We start from the raw sequence: 24277 nt of genomic DNA, 5'->3' as shown, positions 1-24277 counted from the left end.
CAGGACCTATTTGATCGATGGATGGGTTTGTTCAAAACCCTTGCCGCCTGTAAGTCTAGTGATCAAATCCGCGTGCAGGCCAATCTTGGCGGCGGCGCGTCCCTGCCTTGTGTGATTTTCGCGACGATTTGGCGGACGGCCCGTTTTTTAGATGGCTAGACTGCTCTCTGGCGGCCGGACCTCCTTCCGGCGCGCCCGTGTGCCTGATACGTTTCCTTCACTTTTGGGAGTGCCCGTGCGATTTCTCACCCAGCCCACCACCGACCTGACATATTCGGACGTATTCCTGGTCCCGTCGCGTTCCACGATCACCTCCCGGCTGGATGTGGACCTCTCCAGCGGCGACGGCACCGGCACCACCATTCCCCTGGTCGTCTCCAACATGACCGCCGTGTCCGGCAAGCGCATGGCGGAGACGGTGGCCCGCCGCGGCGGCATGGCCGTCCTGCCCCAGGACATACCGCTCGAGGTCCTGGGTGCCGTCACGAAGTGGGTGAAGATGCGCGACACCCTTTTTGAAACGCCCCTCCTCATGGCTCCCACGGACATCGTGGTGGACGCTGTGCACCTGCTGCCCAAGCGTGCGCACAACGCAGTGGTGGTGGTCGAGGACGGCGGCTTTGCCGGCGTGGTGCGCGGCGCCGACTGCGAGGGCGTCGACAGGTTCGCGTCGCTGGGCTCCGTGATGCGCAGCAATGTGCTCACGTTGGACGCGGCACCCTTCGACGACATCCGCGCCAGCGCCGACGCCGGGACGCTGTCCGCAGCCGAGGCCCGCGAGGCCACGGAAGCCGCCCTGCGCGACGCCTTCGCCATCCTTGACACGGCGGGGACGGACTTCGCGCCGGTGCTGCGCGCTGGCAGCGTGGTCGGGGCGTTGACCCGCACCGGGGCCCTGCGCTCCACGATTTACCAGCCCGCCGTCGACGCCGCCGGGCGGCTGCGGGTCGGGGTGGCGGTGGGCATCAACGGTGACGTGGCCGGGAAGGCCGCCGCACTCCTTGACTACGGCGTCGACGCGCTGGTGGTGGACACCGCCCACGGCCACCAGAACAGGATGCTGGACGCGCTGCGGGCCGTCCGCAGCCTCTTGCCGTCCGTGCCCGTGGCCGCCGGGAACGTGGTGAGCGCCGACGGCGTCCGCGACCTGGTCGAGGCCGGCGCCGACATCATCAAGGTGGGCGTGGGTCCCGGCGCCATGTGCACCACGCGCATGATGACGGCGGTGGGCCGTCCCCAGTTCTCCGCCGTGCTGGAATGTTCGGCGGCGGCGGCGGCGGTGGGCGCGCACGTGTGGGCCGACGGCGGGGTGCGCTATCCGCGCGACGTCGCACTGGCACTGGCCGCCGGCGCGAGCCAGGTGATGATCGGATCCTGGTTCGCCGGCACCTACGAGAGTCCGGGCGACCTGCAGGTGGACGCCGGGGGAAGACTTTACAAGGAAAGCTTCGGCATGGCTTCGGCACGGGCCGTGCAAAACCGGACCTCGGGCGACCGCGCCTTTGAGCGCGCCCGCAAAGGCCTGTTTGAGGAGGGTATCTCGACCTCCAAGATGTACCTGGACGCCGCGCGCCCGGGCGTGGAGGACCTGCTGGACATGATCACGGCAGGCCTGCGCAGCTCCTTCACCTACGCCGGCGCGGCCTCGCTGGCGGAATTCCGGGAACGTGCCGTGGCAGGAGTGCAGTCCGCCGCCGGTTACGAGGAAGGCCGCCCGCTGCCGCAAAGCTGGTAACTTCGGCCGGTGGCCGGTGGCCGGTGGCCGGTGGCGTGTGGCCGGGCCGGGGCCGGGGCCGGGGCCGGGGCCGGGGCCGGGGCCGGGGCCGGGGACCCGGCATTCCCTCGGCGGCTATCCGACTAACGGCCGCAGGCGGCCTTACCGGCTCCTTTACGCCGCCTACGGAAACACCAGGTCCGCCGCCGCAGAGGTCGAGGCCCGGCTGCGGCGCGGGCTTGAAGCCGAGCGTACGGATCTGGCGACACGGGAGGGCTCGCACACACAGAACGTACTGCTTTGGCGGCCTGATCCGCCCGGGGACCACCGCCGCCGTACTCTCGGGCCCAAGTGACGGTGTTTCAGACCGCCGCAGAACGTACTGCTTTGGCGGCCTGATCCGCCCGGGGACCACCGCCGCCGTACTCTCGGGCCCCTGCTCGGCGCTTCGGGCCGCGCCGCGGCTTCGGACAGTGCGGACCACCGCCGCACGTTTGCCTTTGTCTTCGCGAACGTAAAGGGCTTCGCCAAGGAGGCAGCCATCCGGATCAAGTGGTCCACCCCGATGGCCGCGGAAATCCCGTGGTACACCACCGAGGTATCCACGGTCTTTGTCTCGCTGAACCAGCCCAACCACCTCATCGCCGTGCCCATGGTCAAGACGGCCATCCACGCACATGCCGGAACGCGGGGGGCGATCCGGGCCACGGTGGAGAAGATCCAGGGCCTTTCCGAATTTCAGGGCACCTTCAACGAAAAGGTGTTCTGCGATTTCTTCGACACCCGGCTCTGACGTCACACACGGGCGTCAGGGCCTGGTCCGGGCGGCGTGATGCAGCCGCCAGGGCCAGGTTTTGGTATACAGGAGAGTATGGACATGCCCCTGCACCACACTGAAGGCCAGGCCGCGCCCCGCGCCGCCACCCGCGTCGTCGTCATGGGGGTCTCTGGATCCGGCAAGAGCACGATCGGGGCGCTGGTGGCCGACGCCATGGACATCCCGTTCCTGGACGGCGACTCCCTGCACCCGATGGCGAACATCCACAAGATGGCCGCCGGCACCCCGCTCAACGACGATGACCGCTGGCCATGGCTGGAAATTGTCGGGAACGAGCTCGCGGACACCACGGCTTCGGGGATCGTCATTGCCTGTTCGGCGCTCAAGCGCAGCTACCGCGACGTCATCCGCGGCAAGGCCCCGGACACCATCTTCCTGCATCTGGACGGTTCCCTGGAGGTGCTGAGCTCGCGGCTGGAGGGGCGCTCCGGGCACTTCATGCCGCCCGCGCTCCTGGAATCCCAGCTCGCCACCCTGGAACCATTGGGCGAGGACGAGCGCGGCGTCGTCATCGACGTCGCGGCCGGCATCAACGACCTCCTGGCCGAGACCGTCGCCGGCATCCGGCGCGTGGCCGGTCAGTAGCGCCATCGTGGACGCTGCCTGATGGACGCTGTTTGAATGGACGCTTCCTGATGGACGACGGCGGCAGCGGGTCGCACGCCAGCGAACAGTTGAGCGTGGGCCAGCTGGCGGAACGAAGCGGCGCCAGCGTGTCAGCACTGCATTTTTACGAGCGCCGCGGGCTGATCAGCAGCGGGCGCACGGCCGGCAACCAGCGCCGCTATTCCCGGGCCGTGCTGCGCCGCGTGGCCGTCATCCGGGCGGCCCAGCGTGCCGGCATCCCACTGGCCCTTGTGGCCGAGTCGTTTGCCGAATTGCCGGCCGGCGCCGTACCCACGCGGGATGACTGGCAGCGGATGTCCGAACACTGGCGCGGCGAACTGGACGTCCGCATCGCGGCCCTGCAGCAGTTGCGGGGCAGCCTGGGCGGATGCATTGGTTGCGGCTGCCTGTCGCTGGCCGAATGCGGCTTTGTGAACCCGGAGGACGAAGGCGCCTGCGGCGGCCCCGGCGCCCGCGCGTTCGATTCCGCCGCGCCGACCGGCGGCTGACGCGGGCGGGCCGTACCCCAGCGGATGCCGATATGGATATTTGAGGCCGATATAGCGGCCTCAAATATCCATATCGGCATCCTCGGCCACTCGGAGCTGGCAGACAGTCTACAATTTGACCTTAACTTGACCTCAACCTTTGTTGAGGTTTTAGGCTGGACCATGGCCCAGCCGCGTTGGCGGGAGCATTGCGAGAGGAGCACGGCATGACGGCCCAGCCGGACATCAGGACGGCCCCGGAAGCTGCAGGCCGGGGCATCCCCTCGGACGTGGCGGGGTTCAAGGCCGCGTTTGGCGGATATCCGGCAGGGGTTTCGGTCATCACCGCGGGCTCTGCCACCGGACCGGTAGGAATCACGGCGTCGTCGGTGGCTTCCGTTTCCGCCGAGCCGCCCATCCTCGCGTTCTCCCTGGCCCAGATGTCCGGCTCCGCGGCAGCGATTGCCGCCGCCGATTCCCTGGTGGTCCACCTGCTCACGGCCGGCGACCTCGGCCTGGCCAGGGCCTTTGCAGACCCCTCCACCAAGCGCTTCACCGGCTCAATGGACTGGACACTGTTGCCCAGCGGGGAGCCGTTGCTGCGGCACGCCGGCTACGCCCTGCGGTGCCGCGTCCTCAGCCGCACGCCCGCCGGCGGTTCACTGCTGGTGGCAGCCTCCGTGGTGGAGATCATCGCCCCGCCGGCCCCGGGTGATCCCATGGTCTACCACCGGCGGGCCTTTCACGGTCTCGGCGGCCACACCGTGCTGCCGGGAAGCTGAACCGTGCTGCCGGGAAGCTGAACCGTGCGCGGTGGAACACCCCCGGCCCGCAGCCGGGGGCCCGGCTGCGGGCCCGGTGCTCATGTAGACTGAAAAACCTATGGAAAGTAAATCTAGGGGCCGGCGCAACGGTCCGCGGGGAGTCCACCGACGACCCGCAGCGACCGTTGCACAAGCCGGCAAACCCCATGCAAGAGCCCGCCACGCCGCCACGCCCACGCCTTCCGGCCCGAGCGCCGGCACCAGTGCAGCTCCCGGCGCCGACCACCCTCCACCGGCGGCCGCCCCCCGCAGCGCATCCGCTGAAACGGCGGCCGCCCCCCGCAGCGCATCCGCTGAAACGGCGGGCTTCTGATGGAGTGGCTCCTCCTGGCGGCGGGCCTGCTGCTCATACTCGGCACGGGATTCTTCGTGGCCGTGGAATTTTCCCTGGTGGCGCTGGACCCCGCCACGGTCCAGCGCGCCGTCGACAACGGCGACACGGCAGCCGAACCGCTCCTGCGCTGCCTTAAGTCCCTTTCCACCCAGCTCTCCAGCTGCCAGCTGGGCATCACGCTGACCACCCTGCTGACGGGGTTCCTCATGGAACCGTCGCTGGGCGCCCTGCTGGACGTACCGCTGGCTGCCTTGGGCGTTCCCGAGGCGGTGTCGGCCCCCGCCGCCCTCGCCGCGGCCATGGTCATCGCCACGCTGCTGTCCATGCTCATCGGCGAACTCGTGCCGAAAAACATGGCCATCGCCAAGTCCATCGAGATTGGCAAGGCCGTGGCCAGGCCCCAGTTGGTGTTCACTGCCATCTTCAAGCCCGCGGTCCTGGTGCTCAACGGCGTGGCCAACAAGGTCCTGCACCTGTTCGGCATGGAGGCCAAGGAGGAAATCTCCGGAGCCAGGTCCCCGGCCGAGCTGGCCTCCCTGGTGCGCCGCTCCGCCGCCATGGGCACCCTGGATGAAGGCACCGCACGCTTTGTGGCCCGCACGCTCAGCTTTGGCGAGCGCACGGCAGCCGACGTCATGACCCCGCGAATGCGCGTGGAGACCATCGAGTCCGAACAGTCCGTGGCGGACATTATTGATGCCGCCCGGCGCACGGGCTTTTCCCGCTTCCCCGTCATCGGTGACTCCCCGGACAACATCCTGGGCGTCGTCCACCTGAAGAAGGCCGTTTCCATCCCTTTCCGCAAGCGTGCCGACATCGAGGCCGGGGCCATCATGACCGAGGTCCTGCGCGTGCCGGAAACCGTCCACCTGGACGCGCTGATCCTGGAACTGCGCGAAGGCAACCTGCAGATGGCTGTGGTCCAGGACGAATACGGCGGCACCGCCGGCGTCACCACCCTCGAAGACCTGGTTGAGGAGATCGTCGGGGAAGTTTCCGACGAACACGACCGCACCAAGCCCGGCATCCTGCAGGGCGCGGATGGCAACTGGTTCTTCCCCGGCCTCATGCGCCCGGACGAGGTTTCCGAACGCATCGGCCCGCTTCAGGTGCCTGACGAGGCCGGCTACGAAACCGTCGGCGGCTTCATGATGGCCGAGCTGGGCCGCATCGCCGTTGTGGGTGACTCCGTGCCCGTCGAGGGTGGCACGCTCGTGGTGGACCGGCTCGAACGACACCGCATCGACAGGATCTGCTTCATCCCGGCACCTGAGCGCGACACCGGGGAACGGCCCCCGGTTTCCGGTGCGGGTCCGGCGCGGGGTGGGGTCAAGTGAGCCCCTGGTCCGGAATTGCCTGGCTGGTGGTGCTGCTGCTGGGCAATGCCTTCTTCGTCGCGGCGGAATTTGCCATCATGTCCGCGCGCCGCAGCCAGATTGAGCCGCGTGCCGACGCCGGGTCCAAGCGCGCCAAGATCACGCTGGGGGCCATGGAAAACGTCTCGCTCATGCTGGCCTGTTCCCAGCTGGGCATCACGGTGTGCTCGCTGCTGATCTTGAACGTGGCCGAGCCGTCCATCCACCACCTGCTCTCCGTGCCGCTACATGCGCTGGGCGTGGCGGAAAGCATCTCCGCCCCCGTCGCGTTCGTGGTGGCGCTTCTGCTGGTGACCTTCCTGCATGTGACGTTCGGCGAGATGGTGCCCAAGAACATGAGCGTCTCGGCCGCGGACAAGGCGGCGCTGCTGCTGGCACCGCCGCTGGTGTTCATCGGCAAGGGCGTGCGCCCCGTGATCGTGGCCCTGAACTGGAGCGCGAACCACCTTGTGCGCCTGTTTCGGATTGAGCCGCAGGACGAGGTCTCCTCCTCCTTCACCCTGGAGGAGGTGCAGTCCATCGTGGCCGAATCCACGCGCAGCGGCCTGGTGGACGACCAGACGGGGCTGATCAACGGCGCACTGGAATTCTCCACGCAAAGGGCCGGGGACATCATGGTGCCGCTGGAGCAGGTGGTGACCCTGCCGGCGTCGGCCACCCCGGTGGACTTTGAGCACAAGGTGGGCAAGACGGGGTTCTCCCGGTTCGTCTTTGCCGACGAGGCCGGCACCCTCCTCGGGTACCTGCACCTCAAGGACGTGCTTCCCATTCCGGTGGCACGGTACGAGCTGCCGATCGGGGAGGGCCGCGCGCGCTCCCTGGTCAACCTGGCCGTGGACGAGGAGATCGAGGATGCGCTGGCGATCATGCAGCGCACCGGCTCCCACGTGGCCCGCGTCATTTCCCCGGAAAATAAGACGGTCGGCGTCCTGTTCCTCGAGGACGTCATTGAGCAGCTCGTCGGGGAGATCCGCGACGCCACCCAGACGCAGGTCCAGGAGCGCCGCCGGGGTTGACCCGGACAGTGCCGGCACATGGCGCCAGCGGCTGAGGCGGCCGACCAGGCTTGATGCGAATCATTCCTAATATGGGTTAGGCTAGGACTGGAGTTATTAGTAATTATTCTCATTAGCGTCTCCTAAAGGACCTTCGCATGCCATTTCGCCGCACGACCCTGACCCTTGGACTCGCCGTTGCCGCCACCTTGGCGCTGGGCGCCTGCGGGAGCGGTTCGAACGCCGCGACGGCCACCCAGGCCGGCGGCGGCAAAATTGACGTGGTGGCCTCCACCAACGTCTATGGCAGCATTGCCGAGGCCGTGGGAGGGGACGCCGTGGATGTGCATTCCATCATTGACCGTCCCGACGCCGACCCGCACTCCTACGAGGCCACGGCGCAGGACAAGCTGGCCGTCTCCAAGGCCGCCGTCGGCATTGAAAACGGCGGCGGCTACGACGACTTCTTCAGCCGGCTCGCCAGCGGCGTCCTGGACCCGGCCAAGGTGGTCAACGCCAGCGAGCTGTCCGGCCTGGACAAGGGGGCCGACTTCAACGAGCATGTCTGGTACTCGTTGCCGGCCGTGTCCACGCTGGCCGACGAGCTCGCCAGGCGCTTTGCCGCGCTGGAACCCGCCCATGCACGCACCTTTACGGCAAACGCCGCGGCATTCAAGGAAGGGCTGAACGGGCTGGAGGCCAAGCTGTCAGCAGTGAAGTCGGCGCATCCGGGCGCCACCGCCGCCATCACCGAACCCGTGCCGCTCTACCTGCTCGCGGAGGCCGGGCTTGTCAACAAGACCCCGGCCGCGTTCAGCACCGCCATTGAAAACGGCTCCGACGTCCCCACGGCGGTCCTTCACGATACAGTGGCACTCATGAGTTCCGGAACCGTGGACCTGCTCGCGTACAACGAGCAAACGGAGGGCCCGCAGACCCTGGAGGTCAAGAAGGCAGCCCAGACGGCCGGCGTCCCCGTAGTGGACTTCGCCGAAACCCTGCCGGCCGGGGACAGCTACCTGACCTGGATGGGCGCCAACACGGCCAACATCGCCCGGGCCCTGACGCATTCCAAGGCCACCGCCAAGTGAGCCCGGCCGTCCACACCCTCCCGCCCGTGGATCCCGCCGGGCAACCCGCCGTCAGCCTGCGCGGCGCCAGGCTCGCCTACGGAAACCGGGTGCTCTGGGACGGGCTGGACCTGGACGTTGCCCCGGGCGAATTCCTGGCCGTGCTGGGCGCCAACGGCAGCGGCAAGACCAGCTTCCTGAAGGTCCTGCTGGGCCTGGCCCCCCTGAGCGCCGGGACCCTGACAGTCGACGGCGAACCCGCCCGGCGGGGGCACCGCGGCATCGGCTACGTCCCCCAGCAAAAGCACTTTGCCCCGGACACGCCCCTGCGCGCCCGCGACCTGGTGGGACTGGGCGTGGACGGGCACAAATGGGGCATCCGGATCCGCGGGCGCTCCTACCGCCGCCGCGTTGACGAACTCCTGGCACAAGTGGGCGCAACGCCGTACGCCAGGATCCCCGTGGGCCTGCTGTCCGGCGGTGAACAGCAGCGGCTGCGCATTGCCCAGGCCCTGGCGCCCGACCCACGGGTCCTGCTGTGTGACGAACCGTTGCTGTCGCTGGACCTCCACCACCAAAAGGCAGTCAGCGCGCTGGTGGGGCGCCAGGCCAAGGCCAACGGGACCGCCGTCGTCTTTGTCACGCATGAGATCAACCCGATCCTCAAGCACGTGGACCGGGTGCTGTACCTGGCCGGGGGCCGCTTCACCATCGGCACCCCGGACGAGGTCATGACCACCACGGTGCTTTCGAAGTTGTACGGAACGCACGTTGAGGTGCTCCACAGCAACGGCCGGATCGTGGTGGTGGGCATGCCCCAGGCCGTTCTTGACGGGCACCCGGAAGTGCTGGCGGCGGACGCAGCCCTGGACGCACCCCTGGACGGAGCGCGGGACGGACTGGCGGCCGGGATGGGGGACGGCGCATGAGCTGGGCGGACTTCACCAGCGCGGTGTTCAACTTCACCGACTATGCCGAACTGCTGCCGCTGTTCCGCGACTCCCTGCTGGCCGGCGCCATCCTGGGCCTGGTGGGCGGTTTGATCGGCACCTTCGTCATGATGCGCGATCTCGCCTTCGCCGTCCACGGCATCGCCGAGCTGTCCTTTGCCGGCGCGTCGTTTGCCCTGCTGGTGGGCGCCGACGTCATCTTCGGCTCCCTGGTCGGCTCCGTGCTCGCGGCGCTGCTGCTCGGCGTGATGGGCGTGCGGGCGCGCGGGAGGAATTCGGTCATTGGCGTCATCATGCCCTTTGGGCTGGGCCTGGGCATCCTGTTCCTGTCGCTCTACCAGGGGCGGGCGGCCAACAAGTTCGGCCTGCTCACCGGTCAGATCGTCTCCGTGGACTCGACCCAGTTGTCCGCCCTGGCGGTGACGGCGCTGGTGGTCATTGCCGGGCTGGTGCTCATTTGGCGGCCGCTGACCTTTGCCAGTGCCGATCCGGACATTGCCGCCGCACGCGGCGTTCCGGTCCGGACGCTGTCGGTGGCGTTCATGTTCCTGTTGGGGATTTCGGTCGCGCTGTCCATCCAGGTGGTGGGTGCGCTGCTGGTGCTGGCCCTGCTCATCACCCCGGCCGCCGCGGCCCTGCAGGTGACGGCCGCGCCGCGAATGGTGGTGCTGCTCAGCGTCGCCTTTGCCATGCTTGCCACGGTGGGCGGGATCATGCTGGCGCTGGGCGGGCGCATCCCCATTTCGCCGTACGTGACCACGTTGTCGTTCGTGATCTACCTTGTATGCCGTGCGCTGGGCGCATTGCGGCGGCGGCGGGGCTGGACGGCGCGGGCCGCGGCGCCTCCTGCGCACGCCTAGGGCCCGCCGCTATGCGCACGCAGCCGTGCTTCCTGCGCGCCGCGGGCTGACGCGGCGCAGCTCCAGGGTCTAGCGTGGGTGCATGGACTGGTTGGGCGGCTGGTTTGGCACTGCGGACTTCGGGCTGGGGCGGCTTGTGCTCCAGCGCGGCGTCGCGGCCATCTTTGTCATTGCCTTTGTCTCAGGCGCCCTGCAGTTCCCGGCGCTGCTGGGCGAGCACGGCCTGCTGCCCGTGCCGCGTTACCTGGCCCGCGTGGTGCGCCTTCCCGGCCCCACGCTCTTTCGATGGCGGTACTCGGACCGGCTCCTGCGCGCCGTGGCGTGGACGGGCGCCGTGCTGGGACTCTCGGTGGTGGCGGGGCTTCCCCAGCGCGGGCCGGCCTGGGTGCCCCTGCTGGTGTTTGCGGCGATGTGGCTGCTGTACATGTCGATCGTCAACGTCGGACAGGTGTTTTACGGGTTCGGCTGGGAAATCCTGCTGCTGGAGGCCGGCTTTGTGACCGCCTTCCTGGGCTCTGACCAGACCACGACGCCGGCCATCACCTTGTTTGCCCTCCGCTGGCTGGTGTTCCGGCTGGAGTTTGGCGCCGGACTGATCAAGATGCGCGGCGACCCCGCGTGGCGTGACTTGACGGCGCTGTACTACCACCACGAGACCCAGCCCATGCCCAACCCGCTGAGCTGGTGGTTCCACCACCTGCCCAAGCCGCTGCACAAGGCCGAGGTGCTCGGCAACCACGTCGCGCAGCTGGTGGTGCCGTTTTTCCTGTTCGCCCCGCAGCCGGTGGCCACCGTGGCCGCCGTCGTCATCATCGCCACGCAGTGCTGGCTGGTGCTTTCAGGGAACTTTGCGTGGCTGAATGCCATCACCATCATCCTGGCCTTTTCCGCGGTGTCCACGCCGGCGCTGGCGGTCTTTCCGGCGGGTGCAGCGGGGGCCGGCACGGCGGAAGGGGTGCTGGGAATGCCGGCCTGGTTCGCCGTCGTCGTGCTGGCCATGGGGGTGCTGATGCTGGCGCTGAGCTGGTGGCCGCTGCGGAACCTGTTCTCCCGGAACCAGGTGATGAACGGCAGCTTCAACCGGTGGCGGCTGGCGAATGCCTACGGCGCGTTTGGTTCCATCACGCGCGAACGCTACGAGGTGGTGGTCGAGGGGACCGCCGGGGATCCCGAGACCGGGCCGTGGCTGGAGTACGGCTTCCGGGGCAAACCGGGGGATCCGGGCCGCATGCCACGCCAATTTGCGCCCTACCACCTGCGGCTCGACTGGCTCATGTGGTTCCTGGCGTTGGGTTCGCCGGGACTGAACTGGTTTGTGCCCTTCCTGAACAAGCTGCTGGACGCCGACCCGGCCACCTTGAAGCTGCTGCGCCGCGACCCGTTTGGCGGCGAGCGGCCGGCGTGGGTGCGGGCGCGCGTGTTCAGCTGCCGCTTCACCACCTGGCGCCAGCGCCGCGAGACGGGTGACTGGTGGGTGCGCGAGCCGCTGGGCGACTTTGTGCCGCCCATCAGCCGCAGCGGGTGAGCGTCGGGCCCCCGCCCGACGATGACGCGCCGTGCGCGTGTAGGGAGCTGCGCCAGTGGACAAGCTGCGCAGGCTTCGCAGAGCTGGCGTGCGCATAAGCTGCGTCGGGGCTCTTATGCGCCGAAGCCCTGGGCTGGCGTGTGCATAAGCTGCGGGGCCCCTACGTCAGGCGGCGGCGCACTCCGGGCACAGTCCGTATATTTCCACGGTGTGCTGGACCTGGGTGAAGCCGTTGTCCTTGGCGATCCGTGCGGCCCAGCTTTCCACCGCCGGAGCCTCCACCTCCACGGTCTTTCCGCAGTTGCGGCACAGCAGGTGGTGGTGGTGGCTGGTGGCCGAGCATCGCCGGTACACGGCCTCGCCCTCGCCGTTGCGCAGGGTGTCCACCAGGCCTTCCTCGGCCATGGACGCCAGGATCCGGTAGGTGGTGGCCAGCGACACCCGGACGTCCCGTTCGTGCAGGAGGCGGTGCAGTTCCTGGGTGCTGACGAAGTCCGCCAGGCCATCCAATGCGGCGCTGATGGCCAGGCGCTGCTTGGTGACGCGCTGCTCCTTGACCGGCACTTCCGACATGCGTCCAACCTGCTTTCACTGCTTTGCCGTCGCGTTCCATCCAGTTAAACAGCCTAGCGCACCGTGCAACTCCACACCGTGGCGTGCCGCCCGGTGCCGTCCGGAGCCGCCTTGGTGCGGTGTTGCGGCAGGCATAAGCTGGCACCATGTTGCTGACCAAATACACCCACGCCTGTGTCCGGATTGAAAAAGAAGGCCGCGTTGTGGTCCTCGACCCAGGCACGTTCTCCGAAACGGACCTGGCGCTCGCCGGAGCCGACGCCATCCTCATCACCCACGAGCACGCCGACCACATCGACCAGGATGCCGTCCTGGCCGCCCTTGCCGCCAACCCCGGCACGCCCGTCCACGCTCCGGCCGTGGTGGCGGACGCCCTGCGCGCCGCCGCGCCCCAGACGTCCGGTCAGGTCCACAGCGCCGCCGCCGGCGACACCTTCACCACCGCCGGCTTCACGATCCGCTGCTTTGGCGGACAGCACGCCCTGATCCACCCGTCGATCCCCGTGGTCGCCAACGTGGGCTTCCTGGTGGACGACGCCGTCTACCACCCGGGCGATTCCCTGATCGTTCCGCCCGGGGTCCAGGTGGACACGCTGCTGGTCCCGGTGCATGCGCCGTGGTCCAAGGTGGCCGAGGTGGTGGACTTTGTGGTGTCCGTGCGCGCGCCCAGGGCCTTCCAGATCCATGACGGGCTGCTCAATGAGACGGGCCTGGGCTTCACCGAGTCGCACATCGCCCGCGTCGGCGCAGAGCACGGCACTGACTTTAGGCACTTGGCGCCCGGGGAGTCGGTCGAGCTTTAGCCCCGCCAGCTTGGCACGCCGCCGGCCGCGCATGCCTAGCCCGCCCAGACTCCGGTCTCGAAAAACGCGCGGATGGAGTCCAGATGCGGCTCGGGGCCAAGCCCCTTGGCGGCCAGCCACGCCGCGTTGTTGTAGCTGCCGGCGTACCGTTCGCCGCCGTCGCACATGAGCGTGACGATGCTGCCCTGTTCCCCGGCCGCCACCATGTCCGCCACCAGCTGCCACACGCCCCACAGGTTGGTGCCGGTGGAGGGGCCGGCGTGCAGCCCGGTCAGCTCGGTGAAGTGCAGCATGGCGGCCACGGAGGCGGCGTCGGGCACCTGGACCATGGCGTCGATGACCCCGGGCACGAAGCTGGGCTCCACCCGCGGCCGGCCGATCCCCTCGATGCGGGACGACGTGCCCGTCACGACCGACAGGTCCCCGGACTGCCAGGCCGGGTAAAACGCCGATCCCTCGGGGTCCACCACGGCCAGCCGCGTCGAGTGTCCGTGATAGCGGATGTACCGGCCGATCGTGGCCGAGGTGCCGCCCGTCCCGGCGCCAACCACCACCCACGACGGCTCCGGGAAGCGTTCATGGGAGATCTGGCTGAAGATGGACTCGGCGATGTTGTTGTTGCCTCGCCAGTCCGTGGCCCGCTCGGCGTAGGTGAACTGGTCCATGTAGTGCCCGTTGCACTCGGCGGCCATGGCCGCCGCCGCCGAATAGACCTGGTCGGCCTTGTCCACAAAGCGGCAGCGACCGCCGAAACTCTCAATCAGGGCGATCTTTTCCGGGCTGGTGCCGCCGGTCATGACCGCCACAAAGTCCAGCCCCAGCAGCTGGGCAAAGTAGGCCTCGGAGACGGCCGTGCTGCCCGAACTGGCCTCCACCACGGTGGTGCCCTCGTGGATCCAACCGTTGACGAGCGCAAACAGGAAGAGGGAGCGGGCCAGGCGGTGCTTGAGGCTGCCGGTGCGGTGGCATGATTCGTCCTTCACATACAGGTCAACGCCCCACCGCGGCGGCAGCTCCACCTTGTACAGGTGCGTGTCCGCGCTGCGGTTGTTCTCCGCCTGGACCTTCCGCATCGCCTGGTGCGTCCAGGACCATCGCGCCGCTTGCTGTGTTGTCATGAAGCCAGCGTAGCGCGCCCGCGCTGCGGCGCTCCGGGCCCGGCCGGGGATAGATTTGAGGCAAACAACCATGCCACTGCAAGGGAGCAACACATGACCGTGTTGATTAGCGTTGCCGAACTACAGCAGCGCCTGCCCGCCGGCGCGAGAACCGTCCTGCTCGACGTCCGCTGGGTCCTGGGCGACCCGCACGGGCGCCGGCACTACCTTGCGGGCCACATTCCGGGCGCCGTCTTCGTGGACCTTGGCACGGAGCTCGCCGGCCACGGGGAACCGCGCGACGGCCGGCACCCGCTGCCCGCCGAGGCTGACTTCCAGGCTTCCGTGCGGCGCTGGGGCATCAACGCCGGGGACACCGTGGTGGCCTACGACGACGCCGGTGCCACCGCCGCTGCCCGCGCCTGGTGGCTGTTGGGCCACGCGGGCATCGACCACGTCTACCTGCTCGACGGCGGCCTGGCGGCCTGGCGCGCCGCCCACCTTGCGCTCGCCCAAGGGGAGGAACAGGCGGAGACGGGGGACGCCGTCGTACATTTCGGGGCGCGGGCCACGGTGGACACGGACGGCGCGGCGGACTGGACCGGCATCCTTCTGGACGCCCGGGCGGGGGAGCGGTACCGGGGCGAAACCGAGCCGGTGGACCCCCGGGCCGGGCACATTCCGGGTGCCGTGAGCGCGCCGACCGCGCAGAACCTGGCGGCGGATGCCACGTTCCTGCCGGCGGCGGAGCTGCGGGCGCGATTTGCGGCGCTGGGCGTGGCCGAGGGCGGCGAGGTCGCCGTGTACTGCGGATCCGGCGTGACTGCGGCCCACCAGATTGCGGCGCTGGAAATTGCCGGGTTCACGGCCGCGCTGTATCCGGGCTCGTGGTCCGCGTGGTCAAACCGGCCCGAACGTCCCGTGGCGACCGGTGCCGGGGGCGATAGGGTTGAACCATGACGCAAGCGAAAGCATATGCAGCCACGTCCGCCACGTCCGGGCTCAACGCGGGCACCATTGAACGCCGCGAGCCCGGTGCGCACGACGTGGAGATCGCCATCGATTTCTGCGGGCTCTGCCACTCGGACGTGCACACCATCCGCTCCGAATGGGGGGCAGCGAAGTACCCGCTGGTGCCCGGCCACGAAATTGTCGGAACCGTCACCCGGGCGGGCGCCGACGTGGTGGCCTTTTCCGTGGGAGACACGGTGGGCGTGGGCTGCATGGTCGACTCCTGCCGCGAATGCGACTCCTGCCTGGAAGGCTTCGAGCAGTACTGCGAAAACGGGAACACCGGCACCTACGGCGTGGCCGACAGCCGCAACGGCGGCGGCATCACCCAGGGCGGCTACTCGTCGTCGATCGTGGTGGACGAGAACTACGTGCTGAACGTGCCCGCGGGACTGGACCCGGCCGGCGTCGCACCGCTGCTGTGCGCGGGCATCACCACCTACTCGCCGCTGCGCTACCTGGACGTCCAGGACGGCGACGCGGTGGGGGTGGTGGGGCTCGGTGGCCTGGGCCACGTGGCCGTCAAGATCGCCAAGGCGCTCGGCACGTCCGTCACCGTGTTCACCACCTCCGCGGGCAAGTCGTCGGCAGCCCTGGAACTGGGGGCCGACGCCGTGGTGGTCTCCTCGGATCCGGCGCAGATGGCCGGCGCGAAGGGCACCTTGAATGCCATCATCGACACGGTTGCCGCCGTCCACGACCTCAACCCGTACCTGCGCACGCTGGCCCGCGACGGCGCCCTGATCCAGCTGGGCCTGCCGCCGGCGCAGATGCCGCCCGTGGAGCCCGGACTGCTGGTCCGCAAGCGGCTGGCCTACGGCGGATCCCTGATTGGCGGCATTGCCGAAACCCAGGAAATGCTTGACTTCTGCGCCGAACACGGCATTGTCTCCGACATTGAAATGGTCACGGCGGCCGGGCTGGACGAGGCGTATGACCGCATGGTGGCCGGCGACGTCAAGTACCGCTTTGTCCTGGACAACTCGACCCTTTAGGAGCGTATCTTGAGCACCCTGTTTACCAAGATCATCAATGGCGACATCCCCGGCCGTTTCATCTGGCAGGACGATGACTGCGTGTCCTTCCTGACCATCGGCCCGCTCACGGACGGGCACGCGCTGGTGGTGCCGCGCCTGGAAGTGGACAAGTGGACCGACGCCGCCCCTGAGCTGGTGGGTCGGCTGATGGCCGTGGCGCAGACCATCGGGCAGGCGCAGGTGGCGGCGTTTGGCGCGCCGCGGGCAGGATTGACGATCGCCGGCTTCGAGGTGGAGCACCTGCACGTCCACGTCTTCCCCGCCTACAGCCTGGAAAACTTCGATTTCGGCACGGTGGACAACCATCCGGACCCCGCTGCCCTCGATGCCAACGCCGAAAGGATCCGCGCCGCCCTGCGCACCGCCGGCCACGGGGCCTTCGTCCCGGAGTCGTGACGCTCCCGCAGCCGCGGGGGTTTGTGGAGCGGCGAAAACCGGGTGGGGATCATGGTGTTGGGAATCCGTGACGAACTGGTCAACGCCCTGGCCGCCGAAACGCCTGCGTGCGCCGCGGGCTACACGCTGGCGGCCGTTGACGGCGTGGACGGCAGCGGGAAGACCGTCTTCGCCACGGCATATGCGGCCGCCCTGGAAAAGCTCGGGCGCCGCGTGGTCCTCATCCACGCCGATGATTTCCTGAACCTTCGGGAAGTGCGCCACCGCCGCGGGCGCCACTCGCCGGAAGGGTTTTGGCTGGATACCTACGATTACGCGTCGCTGGCACGGCACGTCCTCGCTCCGTTCGGCCCGCAGGGCGACGGCGTCTACCGCGCCGCCGCGACCGACCACGGCCGAGACGTCCGGCTGGACGTGCGGCCGGTGCATGCGGCCCCCGGCACGGTGTGCATCGTGGAGGGCATGTTCCTGCACCGCCGCGAGCTGGCCCGGCGGTGGGACTACTCCGTATTCCTTGACGTGCCGTTCACCGAGTCGGCCCGCCGCATGGCCCTGCGCTACGGCACACCGGAAGACCCGGACGATCCGGGCATGCGCCGGTACGTCGGGGGGCAGCGGCTGTACTTCGCCGACGCCAGCCCCTGGATGCACGCCACGAGGGTGGTGGACAACGCGGACCCGCAGGCCCCCCGCCTCGTTCAGGCGCGCGCCAGGCGGGACCCGGGGCGCCGGCAGTAGACGCAGAAAATTCTTTGCAAACATATCTTTGCAAAGAATCCTTTGCGGTCTATTGTTGGTGGCATGGACAAGTCAGAAAAGATTGTTGACGACCTTGACACGCTCAAGGCGATCGCGAGTCCGCTGCGCATGAAGATACTGGGCATTCTTCGCGAGTCCGGTCCCGCAACGGCATCCGAGCTCGGCCGGCGTCTGGGGGAGTCCAGCGGCTCCACGTCGTACCACCTGCGCCAGCTGGAACGCTACGGCTTCGTCGGCGACGACGAACAGCACTCCCGGCGGGAAAGGCGGTGGAAGGCGCTGCACGCGCAGACGAACTTCCATGCGGAAAAGTTCCGCGACGACGAGGCCGGCCGGACCCTGATGGAGTCCGCCGTACGCTACAACGTGCAATACCTGCTGGGCAATGTGGAGGAGTACCTGCGCGGGGACTTTGCCTCGGAATGGCAGGGGACCTTTGGTGTGAATGACTACCTGCTCAGGATCACCGCCGAGGACGCAGCGGAACTGCTGGCCCGGATGGAGGAGCTCGTGGAGAGCTACCGGGGCCGCGAGTCCAGCGACCCGCGGGCCAAGCCTGTCGCCTGGCACCTGCTGGCCCTGCCGAAGAAGCCGTCATGACCCTCCGGCGTAAATTCTGGGTCCTGACCGGGCTGCGCTGGCTGCCGACCGGAATGCTCATTCCCATCTATGCCCTGCTGCCGCTCGAACGCGGCCTGAGCATCGCCGAACTCGGCGCCGTGGTGGCCGTCCAGGGGATGGTGGTGCTGTTCCTGGAACTGCCCACCGGCGGCTTCGCCGATTCGCTGGGCCGGAAGCCGCTGCTGGTTGCCTCGTCCGTGTTTGCGCTGGCCTCGTACGGTGTTTTCGCCTTCGCGCACAGCCTGGGCTGGTTCATGGCGGCGTCCGCGCTGGCCGGCGTGTTCCGTGCCCTGGACAGCGGGCCGCTGAACGCGTGGTACGTCGATGAAACCATCGCGGCCGGCGAGGGGGAGACGGTGGCCGCCGGCATTTCCGGGGCAGGGACGGTGATCGGGCTGGCCATCGCCAGCGGCGCCGTCCTCGGGGGCGGCCTGGTTGCCTGGCATCCCGTGGCCGCCTTTAACGCCTTGGGCACGCCGTACCTGGTGGCGGCGGCACTGACGCTGTTCCAGATCACGCTGACCGCTCTCCTCATGCACGAGGACCGCAGCGCCCGGGCGGGGAAGCTGCTCGCTTCCATCCGCCAAACGCCCCGGGGAATTCTGGACGGGGCCCGCATTGTCGCCGGAAACCGTGCGCTGCGGGCCCTGCTGGCGGTGGGGCTGTTCTTTGGATTCGGCATGGTCGGCTTTGAACAGTTCATGCCCATCCGGCTTTCGGAACTCCTCGGCAGCGCCGACCTGGCCGCGACAATGATGGGCCCGGTGTCCGCGGCTGCGTGGGGCATTTCCGCGGCGGGCGCCGCAGCCGTCCCCCTGCTGCTGCGCCGCTGGTCCATGCCTGCCGTGTCCATGGTCCTCCTGGCCTCCCAGGGGGCCATGGTCGTGGTCATGGGCCTGGTTGCCGGTCCGCTGGGCCTGATTGCGGCGTTCTTCGCCACGTACGCCGTGCACAGCGCCTTTGGGGCGGTCTACGAGACCCTGCTCCATGGCGAGGTCGACGCCGGACACCGGGCCACGGTCCTCTCCCTCGCCTCCATGGTGCTCCAGCCCGCCGGATCGCTCGGCGCCGTCGTCCTGGGCCTGCTGGCGACCGGCGTCTCCACCGGCGTTGCCCTGGTTGTGGCAGGGATCGTCCTGGCGCTGGCAGCCCCGCTGTTCCTCGTCAGGGGCAGGCCTTCCGCTGGCACTGGGCAGGCCGCGGAGCTGGTTGGCGGTCGCCTTGACACTGCGGGAGCGTCTGGTGGGCATGCCCCTGATCTGCAGGAGCGTCGGGTGGGAATGCCCCGGACCCGCGGGAGCGTCCGAACAGGGCGTCCGGGTCCGGCTGATCAGCCGGCCATCGCCTTTGACAGGGCCACGCGGATCCGCTTTTCGGAAACGGAATAGGCCGTCCCCAGCTCCACCGCGAACAGGCTTACGCGCAGTTCCTCGAGCATCCAGCGGACGTGCTCCAATCCCGCGGTGGACCGCTGGCCGGGCAGCAGGGCCGCCATGGCGTCGTCGTACTCGTCCTCCAGCCGCTGCACCGCGGCCATCGACTGCCCGTCCCGGGCCACGTTGGACGGCAGCTTCTCCAGCCGCCGCTCGATCGCGGCCAGGTAGCGCGGCAGCTGGCTGAGCTGGGCGTAGCCAGTCTTCGCCACGAAGCCGGGGTACACCAGCAGGTCCAGCTGCTGCCTGATGTCGTTCAGCGCGCTGATCAGCGGCAGGCTGTTGCTTGCCCCCAGCGCCTTGTCGATGCGCAGCTTGGAGGCAAGGACACGTTCGACGACGGCCGTCACCGTGAACACCGTGTCAATCAGTTCCGCCCGCACCGTGTCATACAGGGCGTTGAACTCCGCCTCGTTCCACGGCAGCGCGGCTGGCGTGAGCTTGTCGATGGTGGCGAGCGTGCAGTCGGCAATCAGGTCTGTCACCGATCCGTGCGGGTTCTGGCTGAAGGTCAGCTTCTCGGTATTGCTCAGGTGGTCCAGGATATACCGGTCCGGCGAGGGCACCCGCAGCGCCAGCAGGCGGATGACGCCCGCGCGCATGGCCGATTCCTGCGCATCCTGCCGCTGGAACACGCGGACCCCGGCCGTGGCGCCCTCGTCCACCAGCGCCGGGTAGCCCGTCACGGTGTGCCCGGACACGAGCCGTTTCACCTCGCGCGGCAGCGCTCCGACGCTCCAGCCGGTGAGCCCCGAGCGTTCCTGAATGCCGGAGGTCTCCGTGTCAGGGCCCGACGCCGGGTTCCCGGCACCCGACGGCGCCGCGCCTGCCACGGTGGTCCCGGCCCGGGCCCTGCCGGTCTTTGCGCCTGGGCCGCCCGGGCCGCCCGGGCCGCCCTTGGGTCCGCCCAACGGCGGACGCCCGGACTGCGCCGTCTTCGGCGTGGCCCCCAGCTGTTCGGCAATGGCCCGCCGCGTTGCCCCCGCCAGCTGCGACTGGAGCGCCGCAAGGTCCTGGCCCTCCTCCAGGATGCGGCCGTCCTTGTCCACCACGGAAAAGGTCATGCGCAGGTGGGACGGCACCGCGTCCCAGTTCCACGATCCCGGTGGAATGATGTGTCCCTTGATCCGGCGCAGGGCTAGTTCCAGCGACGGCTCCAGCGGGTCCACGCCAGGGTCAAAGTCTGCGGCCAGCGCTGCGGCGGCCTGCCTGCCCACGTCCGGTGCCGGGATGAAGTTCTTGCGTACGGCCTTGGGCAGGGACTTGATCAGGGCCGTCACCAGCTCGGCCCGCAGCCCGGGAATCTGCCACCTGAAGGGGGCCTCGTGCAGCTGGTTCAGGAACAGCAGCGGCACCTGCACGGTCACGCCGTCGGACGGGTCGGGGACGGAGCCGGGCGCGGTGGGGTGGAACTCGTAGGAGAGGGGCAGCTCAAATTCGCCCGCGGTCCAGGTCTTGGGGAAGGCGGCCTCGTCCAGCTCCGGCTCCTCGGCCATGACCACGTGCGTGTCAAAGTCCAGCAGGGCCGGATTCTCGTGGCGGGCATTCTTCCACCACTTGTCGAAGTGCCGCTCGGAGACGACGTCGGCGCCCACGCGCTCGTCGTAAAACTCAAAGAGGGACTCGTCGTCCACGCGCAGGTCGCGGCGGCGCATGCGGGTTTCCAGTTCCTCCACCTCGGCCAGCAGCGCCTTGTTGCGGTGGAAGAACTTGTGGTTCGTGTGCCAGTCGCCTTCCACCAGTGCGTGGCGGATGAACAGCTCGCGGCTGAGCTCGGGGTCGATCCGCCCGTAGTGGATGCGGCGGTCCGGCACAATCGGCACCCCGTAGAGGGTCACCTTTTCGTGCGCCATGACGGATCCCATTTTCTTGGACCAGTGCGGCTCGCTGTACGTGCGCTTCACCAGGTCCGGGGCCACCTGCTCGGCCCACAGGGGGTCGAACTTCGCCGCCACCCGCGCCCAAAGCCGGGACGTCTCCACGAGCTCGGCGGCCATGACCCAGTCCGGGGACTTCTTGAACAGCGCCGAGCCCGGGAACACCATGAACTTCGTGCCGCGAGCGCCGGCGTACTCGCGCCTTCGCTGGTCGTAGAGGCCGATGTGGCTCAGCAGCCCGGCCAGCAGGGACATGTGGATCGCGTCGTGGTTGGCCACCGGGTCAATGTCGTTGCCGGAGACCTTGATGTCCAGCGACTTGCCCATCTGCTTGAGCTGGGTGAACAGGTCCTGCCACTCGCGCACCCGCAGGTAGTTGATGAACTCGGCCTTGCACAGGCGCCGGAACGCGCTGGAGGACAGCTCGGCCTGCTTCTCCTTAATGTAGCGCCACAGGTTCAGGAAGCCGGTGAAGTCGGAATTCGCATCCACGAAGCGCTTGTGCTTTTCCGTGGCCAGCTGCTGCTTGTCCGTGGGGCGCTCGCGCGGGTCCTGGATGGTGAGCGCGGCCGCAAGCACCATGACCTCCGCGGCCACGCCGCGTTTGGCGGCCTCCACGATCATCCGGCCCAGCCGCGGGTCCACCGGCAGTTGGGAGAGTTGGCGCCCGACGCCGGTGATGCCGCCTTGGGCTGTTAGCGCGCCCAATTCGCGCAGGAGGGTGACGCCGTCGGCGATGGCGCGGGAGTCCGGCGGCTGCACGAACGGGAACTTCTCCACGTCCTTGGGCCCCTGGGCCACGCCCATGGCGGTCATTTGCAGGATGACGGCGGCCAGGTTGGTGCGCAGGATTTCCGGGTCGGTGAATTCGCTGCGGGCCGTGAAGTCCTCCTCCGAGTACAGGCGGATGCAGATGCCGTCGGACACGCGGCCGCAGCGGCCCGAGCGCTGGTTGGCCGAGGCCTGGGAGACGCGCTCGATGGGCAGGCGCTGGACCTTGGTCCGGTGCGAGTAGCGTGAGATGCGCGCCGTGCCGGGGTCGATCACGTACTTGATGCCGGGCACCGTCAGTGAGGTTTCGGCCACATTGGTGGCCAAGACGATCCGGCGGCGCGAGCCAGGCGTGAACACGGCGTGCTGCTCCGCCAGGGAGAGCCGCGCAAACAAGGGGAGGATTTCGGCGTCGCGCAGTCGCGGGTTAGACTTGATCCGGCCGCGCAGCGCCTCGGCGGCGTCCCGGATTTCGCGCTCGCCGGAGAAGAAGATGAGGATGTCCCCGGGCGCCTCGCGGGAGAGCTCGTCCACGGCGTCGCACACGGCGTCGAGCGGGTCCCGGTCCTCCTCGCTGTTGCCCCCGTCTTCCCGGTTCCCCCCGTGTCGGTTCCGGTCCGCGCCCGAGCCGATTTCGTCGTCGTCCTCCCCGGAAGCAGGGCCGCTCAAGGGGCGGTAGCGGATTTCCACGGGGAAGGTGCGCCCGGAGACTTCGATGATGGGCGCCGGTCCGTCCGGGGAGGCGAAGTGTTCGGCGAATCGCTCGGGGTCGATCGTGGCCGAGGTGATGATGACCTTCATGTCCGGGCGCTGGGGCAGGATCTGGCGCAGGTAGCCGAGGATGAAGTCGATGTTCAGGGAGCGCTCGTGGGCCTCGTCGATGATGATGACGGAGTATTTGCGCAGGAGCTTGTCGCGCTGGATTTCCGCGAGCAGGATGCCGTCGGTCATGAGCTTGATCTTGGTCGCCGGGCCCACGTGGCCGGTGAAGCGGACCTGGAAGCCCACTTCTTCGCCGACCTTGACGTCGAGTTCGCTGGCGATGCGCTCGGCCACCGTGCGCGCGGCGAGGCGGCGCGGCTGGGTGTGGCCGATCAGGCCCTTGTCCGCCAGCCCCAGTTCCACGCACATTTTGGGGATCTGGGTGGTCTTTCCGGAGCCTGTCTCGCCGGCGATGATGGTGACCTGGTTGGCGGCGATGGCGGCCATGAGGTCCTCGCGGCGCTCCGAGACGGGCAGCGCGGCGGGGTAGGAGATAGTCAAAGTCATGGTGCCGTCCAGTTTATGCCGTCATTGGTCTGCCGGCCCTTTTGCGGGGTGGGGCGCACGGGCGGCGGTCCGGGGCGCACGGGCGGCGGCCGGCCTGGGCGTGCGCGCCCCGGACCGGATGGTCAGCGCACCCCGGGCCGCCAGCACCAAAAGTACGACGCCGGCCACGGCCAGCAGCACTCCCAGCGCACCTGTGGCGATGCCTAAGGCGAGCAGCGGCTGGAGGTGGCCGCCGGCGTCGTGCCAGGCAACGTTGACCATGGCCTGCCCGGCCAATGCCGCGGTGCCGCCACAGTAGCCGAGCAGCGCGCCGGTGGCGAGCCGGAGCACCACGCGGGCGGATATTTCGCGCCAGCGCCGGTCCAGGGCCGCCATGCGGGGATCGGGCAGGGCGGGCGTGCCGGCAATGCGGCGCAGGGCCAGCAATGCCGTGCCCGCCAGAACCAGGGTGACGAGCATCAGCGGGACCCCGTAGTACCAGCCGGGGTACGGGGTGGCCGCGCTGCCGGAGGTGGCATCCGCGACGGCCAGCACGCGGTAGCGGCCCCGGCTGTCCGGGGACGAGGTCAGGCCCGTCGCCACCAGAAGGGCCACATGGGCAAGCAGCGCGGCCAGCGGCAGTGCCAGGGCTCGGGGTTTCAGGAGGGCCCGGTCCCTGGGGGCGTTGCGTGTGCCGGTCTGACGGCTGGCGGTCTGGCGGCTGCCGGCAGGGAGGGTCGAATACAGCAGCAATCCGCCGCTTGCAGACACTCCTGCCGTCAGTGCGAGGGGCAGCCCCACTTGCCCTGTCACCCCGATGGAAACGCGGAACAGAGCCGTGAACATGACTATGGCGAAGGCGATGCCGGCCACAGCCCGCAGCTGCGCCGCCAGCATGGCCCGGTCCTCGGCGGACTTGGGCGCCGCCGCCGGGCCGGCGGTGATGGCCCTCGGGGCCTTCCGGCGCCGGCGGTGATGGCCCTCGGGGCCTTCCGGCGGGAAAACCAGGCGGCGGTGGCTGAGACGGCCATGCCCGCAACCGCAAGGACGGCGAGCAGGACGATCAGTCGG

22 protein-coding genes are annotated in these 24277 nt (G+C 68.8%); 18 read left to right on the top strand and 4 right to left on the bottom strand.

Annotation, left to right across the window (positions count from 1 at the left end; all coding sequences use genetic code 11):
• Positions 1-235 precede the first annotated feature (235 nt).
• The 11 genes from guaB1 (at position 236) to DMB86_RS16040 (ending at position 11580) form a co-directional block, all read left to right on the top strand.
• Positions 236-1735, top strand: a complete 1500-nt coding sequence (gene guaB1 / locus DMB86_RS16090; RefSeq protein ID WP_113718680.1) for a GMP reductase — start codon at positions 236-238, stop codon at positions 1733-1735.
• Between the two features lie 544 nt (positions 1736-2279).
• Positions 2280-2507 carry a phage tail protein gene (locus tag DMB86_RS16085; protein WP_227878432.1) on the top strand — a complete coding sequence of 76 codons (228 nt, stop codon included), beginning with the start codon at positions 2280-2282 and terminating at the stop codon, positions 2505-2507.
• A gap of 84 nt (positions 2508-2591) precedes the next feature.
• A complete protein-coding gene (locus DMB86_RS16080) occupies positions 2592-3137 on the top strand; it encodes a gluconokinase (RefSeq protein ID WP_113719633.1) in 546 nt (181 codons plus the stop codon).
• Between the two features lie 32 nt (positions 3138-3169).
• Positions 3170-3667, top strand: coding sequence for a redox-sensitive transcriptional activator SoxR (gene soxR / locus DMB86_RS16075; protein WP_335645013.1), 498 nt, complete (start codon positions 3170-3172; stop codon positions 3665-3667).
• Positions 3668-3873: 206 nt separating this feature from the next.
• Positions 3874-4428, top strand: a complete 555-nt coding sequence (locus DMB86_RS16070) for a flavin reductase family protein (RefSeq protein WP_113718679.1) — start codon at positions 3874-3876, stop codon at positions 4426-4428.
• A gap of 354 nt (positions 4429-4782) precedes the next feature.
• Positions 4783-6141 (top strand): hemolysin family protein, encoded by a 1359-nt coding sequence (locus DMB86_RS16065; RefSeq protein WP_113718678.1) that lies wholly within the window; start codon positions 4783-4785, stop codon positions 6139-6141.
• Positions 6138-7196 carry a hemolysin family protein gene (locus DMB86_RS16060; protein ID WP_113718677.1) on the top strand — a complete coding sequence of 353 codons (1059 nt, stop codon included), beginning with the start codon at positions 6138-6140 and terminating at the stop codon, positions 7194-7196. Before DMB86_RS16065 ends, DMB86_RS16060 begins: the two co-directional genes overlap by 4 nt.
• Positions 7197-7333: 137 nt before the next feature.
• Positions 7334-8266, top strand: a complete 933-nt coding sequence (locus DMB86_RS16055; RefSeq protein ID WP_113718676.1) for a metal ABC transporter solute-binding protein, Zn/Mn family — start codon at positions 7334-7336, stop codon at positions 8264-8266.
• Positions 8263-9174 carry a metal ABC transporter ATP-binding protein gene (locus tag DMB86_RS16050; RefSeq protein ID WP_227878431.1) on the top strand — a complete coding sequence of 304 codons (912 nt, stop codon included), beginning with the start codon at positions 8263-8265 and terminating at the stop codon, positions 9172-9174. Before DMB86_RS16055 ends, DMB86_RS16050 begins: the two co-directional genes overlap by 4 nt.
• Positions 9171-10055 (top strand): metal ABC transporter permease, encoded by an 885-nt coding sequence (locus DMB86_RS16045; protein ID WP_113718675.1) that lies wholly within the window; start codon positions 9171-9173, stop codon positions 10053-10055. Before DMB86_RS16050 ends, DMB86_RS16045 begins: the two co-directional genes overlap by 4 nt.
• A gap of 82 nt (positions 10056-10137) precedes the next feature.
• A complete protein-coding gene (locus DMB86_RS16040) occupies positions 10138-11580 on the top strand; it encodes a lipase maturation factor family protein (protein WP_113718674.1) in 1443 nt (480 codons plus the stop codon).
• Positions 11581-11745: 165 nt separating this feature from the next.
• Here DMB86_RS16040 and DMB86_RS16035 read toward each other — a convergent pair whose 3' ends face one another.
• On the bottom strand, positions 11746-12153 hold the full coding sequence (locus tag DMB86_RS16035; protein WP_113718673.1) for a Fur family transcriptional regulator: 408 nt from the start codon (positions 12151-12153) through the stop codon (positions 11746-11748).
• Between the two features lie 146 nt (positions 12154-12299).
• Between DMB86_RS16035 and DMB86_RS16030 the strand changes: the two genes are divergently transcribed.
• On the top strand, positions 12300-12956 hold the full coding sequence (locus DMB86_RS16030) for an MBL fold metallo-hydrolase (protein ID WP_113718672.1): 657 nt from the start codon (positions 12300-12302) through the stop codon (positions 12954-12956).
• A 35-nt stretch (positions 12957-12991) separates the two neighbouring features.
• Here the strand turns inward: DMB86_RS16030 and DMB86_RS16025 are convergent, their stop codons facing one another.
• On the bottom strand, positions 12992-14074 hold the full coding sequence (locus DMB86_RS16025; RefSeq protein ID WP_113718671.1) for a PLP-dependent cysteine synthase family protein: 1083 nt from the start codon (positions 14072-14074) through the stop codon (positions 12992-12994).
• A 93-nt stretch (positions 14075-14167) separates the two neighbouring features.
• Between DMB86_RS16025 and DMB86_RS16020 the strand changes: the two genes are divergently transcribed.
• The 6 genes from DMB86_RS16020 (at position 14168) to DMB86_RS15995 (ending at position 19265) form a co-directional block, all read left to right on the top strand.
• Entirely contained in the window at positions 14168-15013 is an 846-nt protein-coding gene (locus DMB86_RS16020; RefSeq protein ID WP_113718670.1) for a sulfurtransferase, read from the top strand.
• Entirely contained in the window at positions 15010-16059 is a 1050-nt protein-coding gene (locus tag DMB86_RS16015; protein WP_113718669.1) for an NAD(P)-dependent alcohol dehydrogenase, read from the top strand. Before DMB86_RS16020 ends, DMB86_RS16015 begins: the two co-directional genes overlap by 4 nt.
• Positions 16060-16068: 9 nt before the next feature.
• Entirely contained in the window at positions 16069-16497 is a 429-nt protein-coding gene (locus DMB86_RS16010) for an HIT family protein (protein ID WP_113718668.1), read from the top strand.
• 51 nt (positions 16498-16548) lie between these two features.
• On the top strand, positions 16549-17235 hold the full coding sequence (locus DMB86_RS16005) for a nucleoside/nucleotide kinase family protein (RefSeq protein ID WP_113719630.1): 687 nt from the start codon (positions 16549-16551) through the stop codon (positions 17233-17235).
• A 63-nt stretch (positions 17236-17298) separates the two neighbouring features.
• Positions 17299-17856 (top strand): winged helix-turn-helix domain-containing protein, encoded by a 558-nt coding sequence (locus tag DMB86_RS16000; protein WP_113718667.1) that lies wholly within the window; start codon positions 17299-17301, stop codon positions 17854-17856.
• Entirely contained in the window at positions 17853-19265 is a 1413-nt protein-coding gene (locus DMB86_RS15995; protein WP_113718666.1) for an MFS transporter, read from the top strand. Before DMB86_RS16000 ends, DMB86_RS15995 begins: the two co-directional genes overlap by 4 nt.
• Here DMB86_RS15995 and hrpA read toward each other — a convergent pair.
• Positions 19208-23227: an ATP-dependent RNA helicase HrpA gene (gene hrpA, locus DMB86_RS15990; protein WP_113718665.1), complete on the bottom strand. Its 4020-nt coding sequence runs from the start codon at positions 23225-23227 to the stop codon at positions 19208-19210. The genes DMB86_RS15995 and hrpA overlap by 58 nt on opposite strands.
• 21 nt (positions 23228-23248) lie before the next feature.
• Positions 23249-24103 carry a hypothetical protein gene (locus DMB86_RS15985; RefSeq protein ID WP_113718664.1) on the bottom strand — a complete coding sequence of 285 codons (855 nt, stop codon included), beginning with the start codon at positions 24101-24103 and terminating at the stop codon, positions 23249-23251.
• Positions 24104-24277: the final 174 nt, after the last annotated feature.

This window comes from Arthrobacter dokdonellae, assembly GCF_003268655.1.
GTDB classification, from domain to species: domain Bacteria; phylum Actinomycetota; class Actinomycetes; order Actinomycetales; family Micrococcaceae; genus Specibacter; species Specibacter dokdonellae.
The sequence above is the reverse complement of the archived record's forward strand: the minus strand, read 5'-3'. Positions and strand labels throughout refer to the sequence as shown.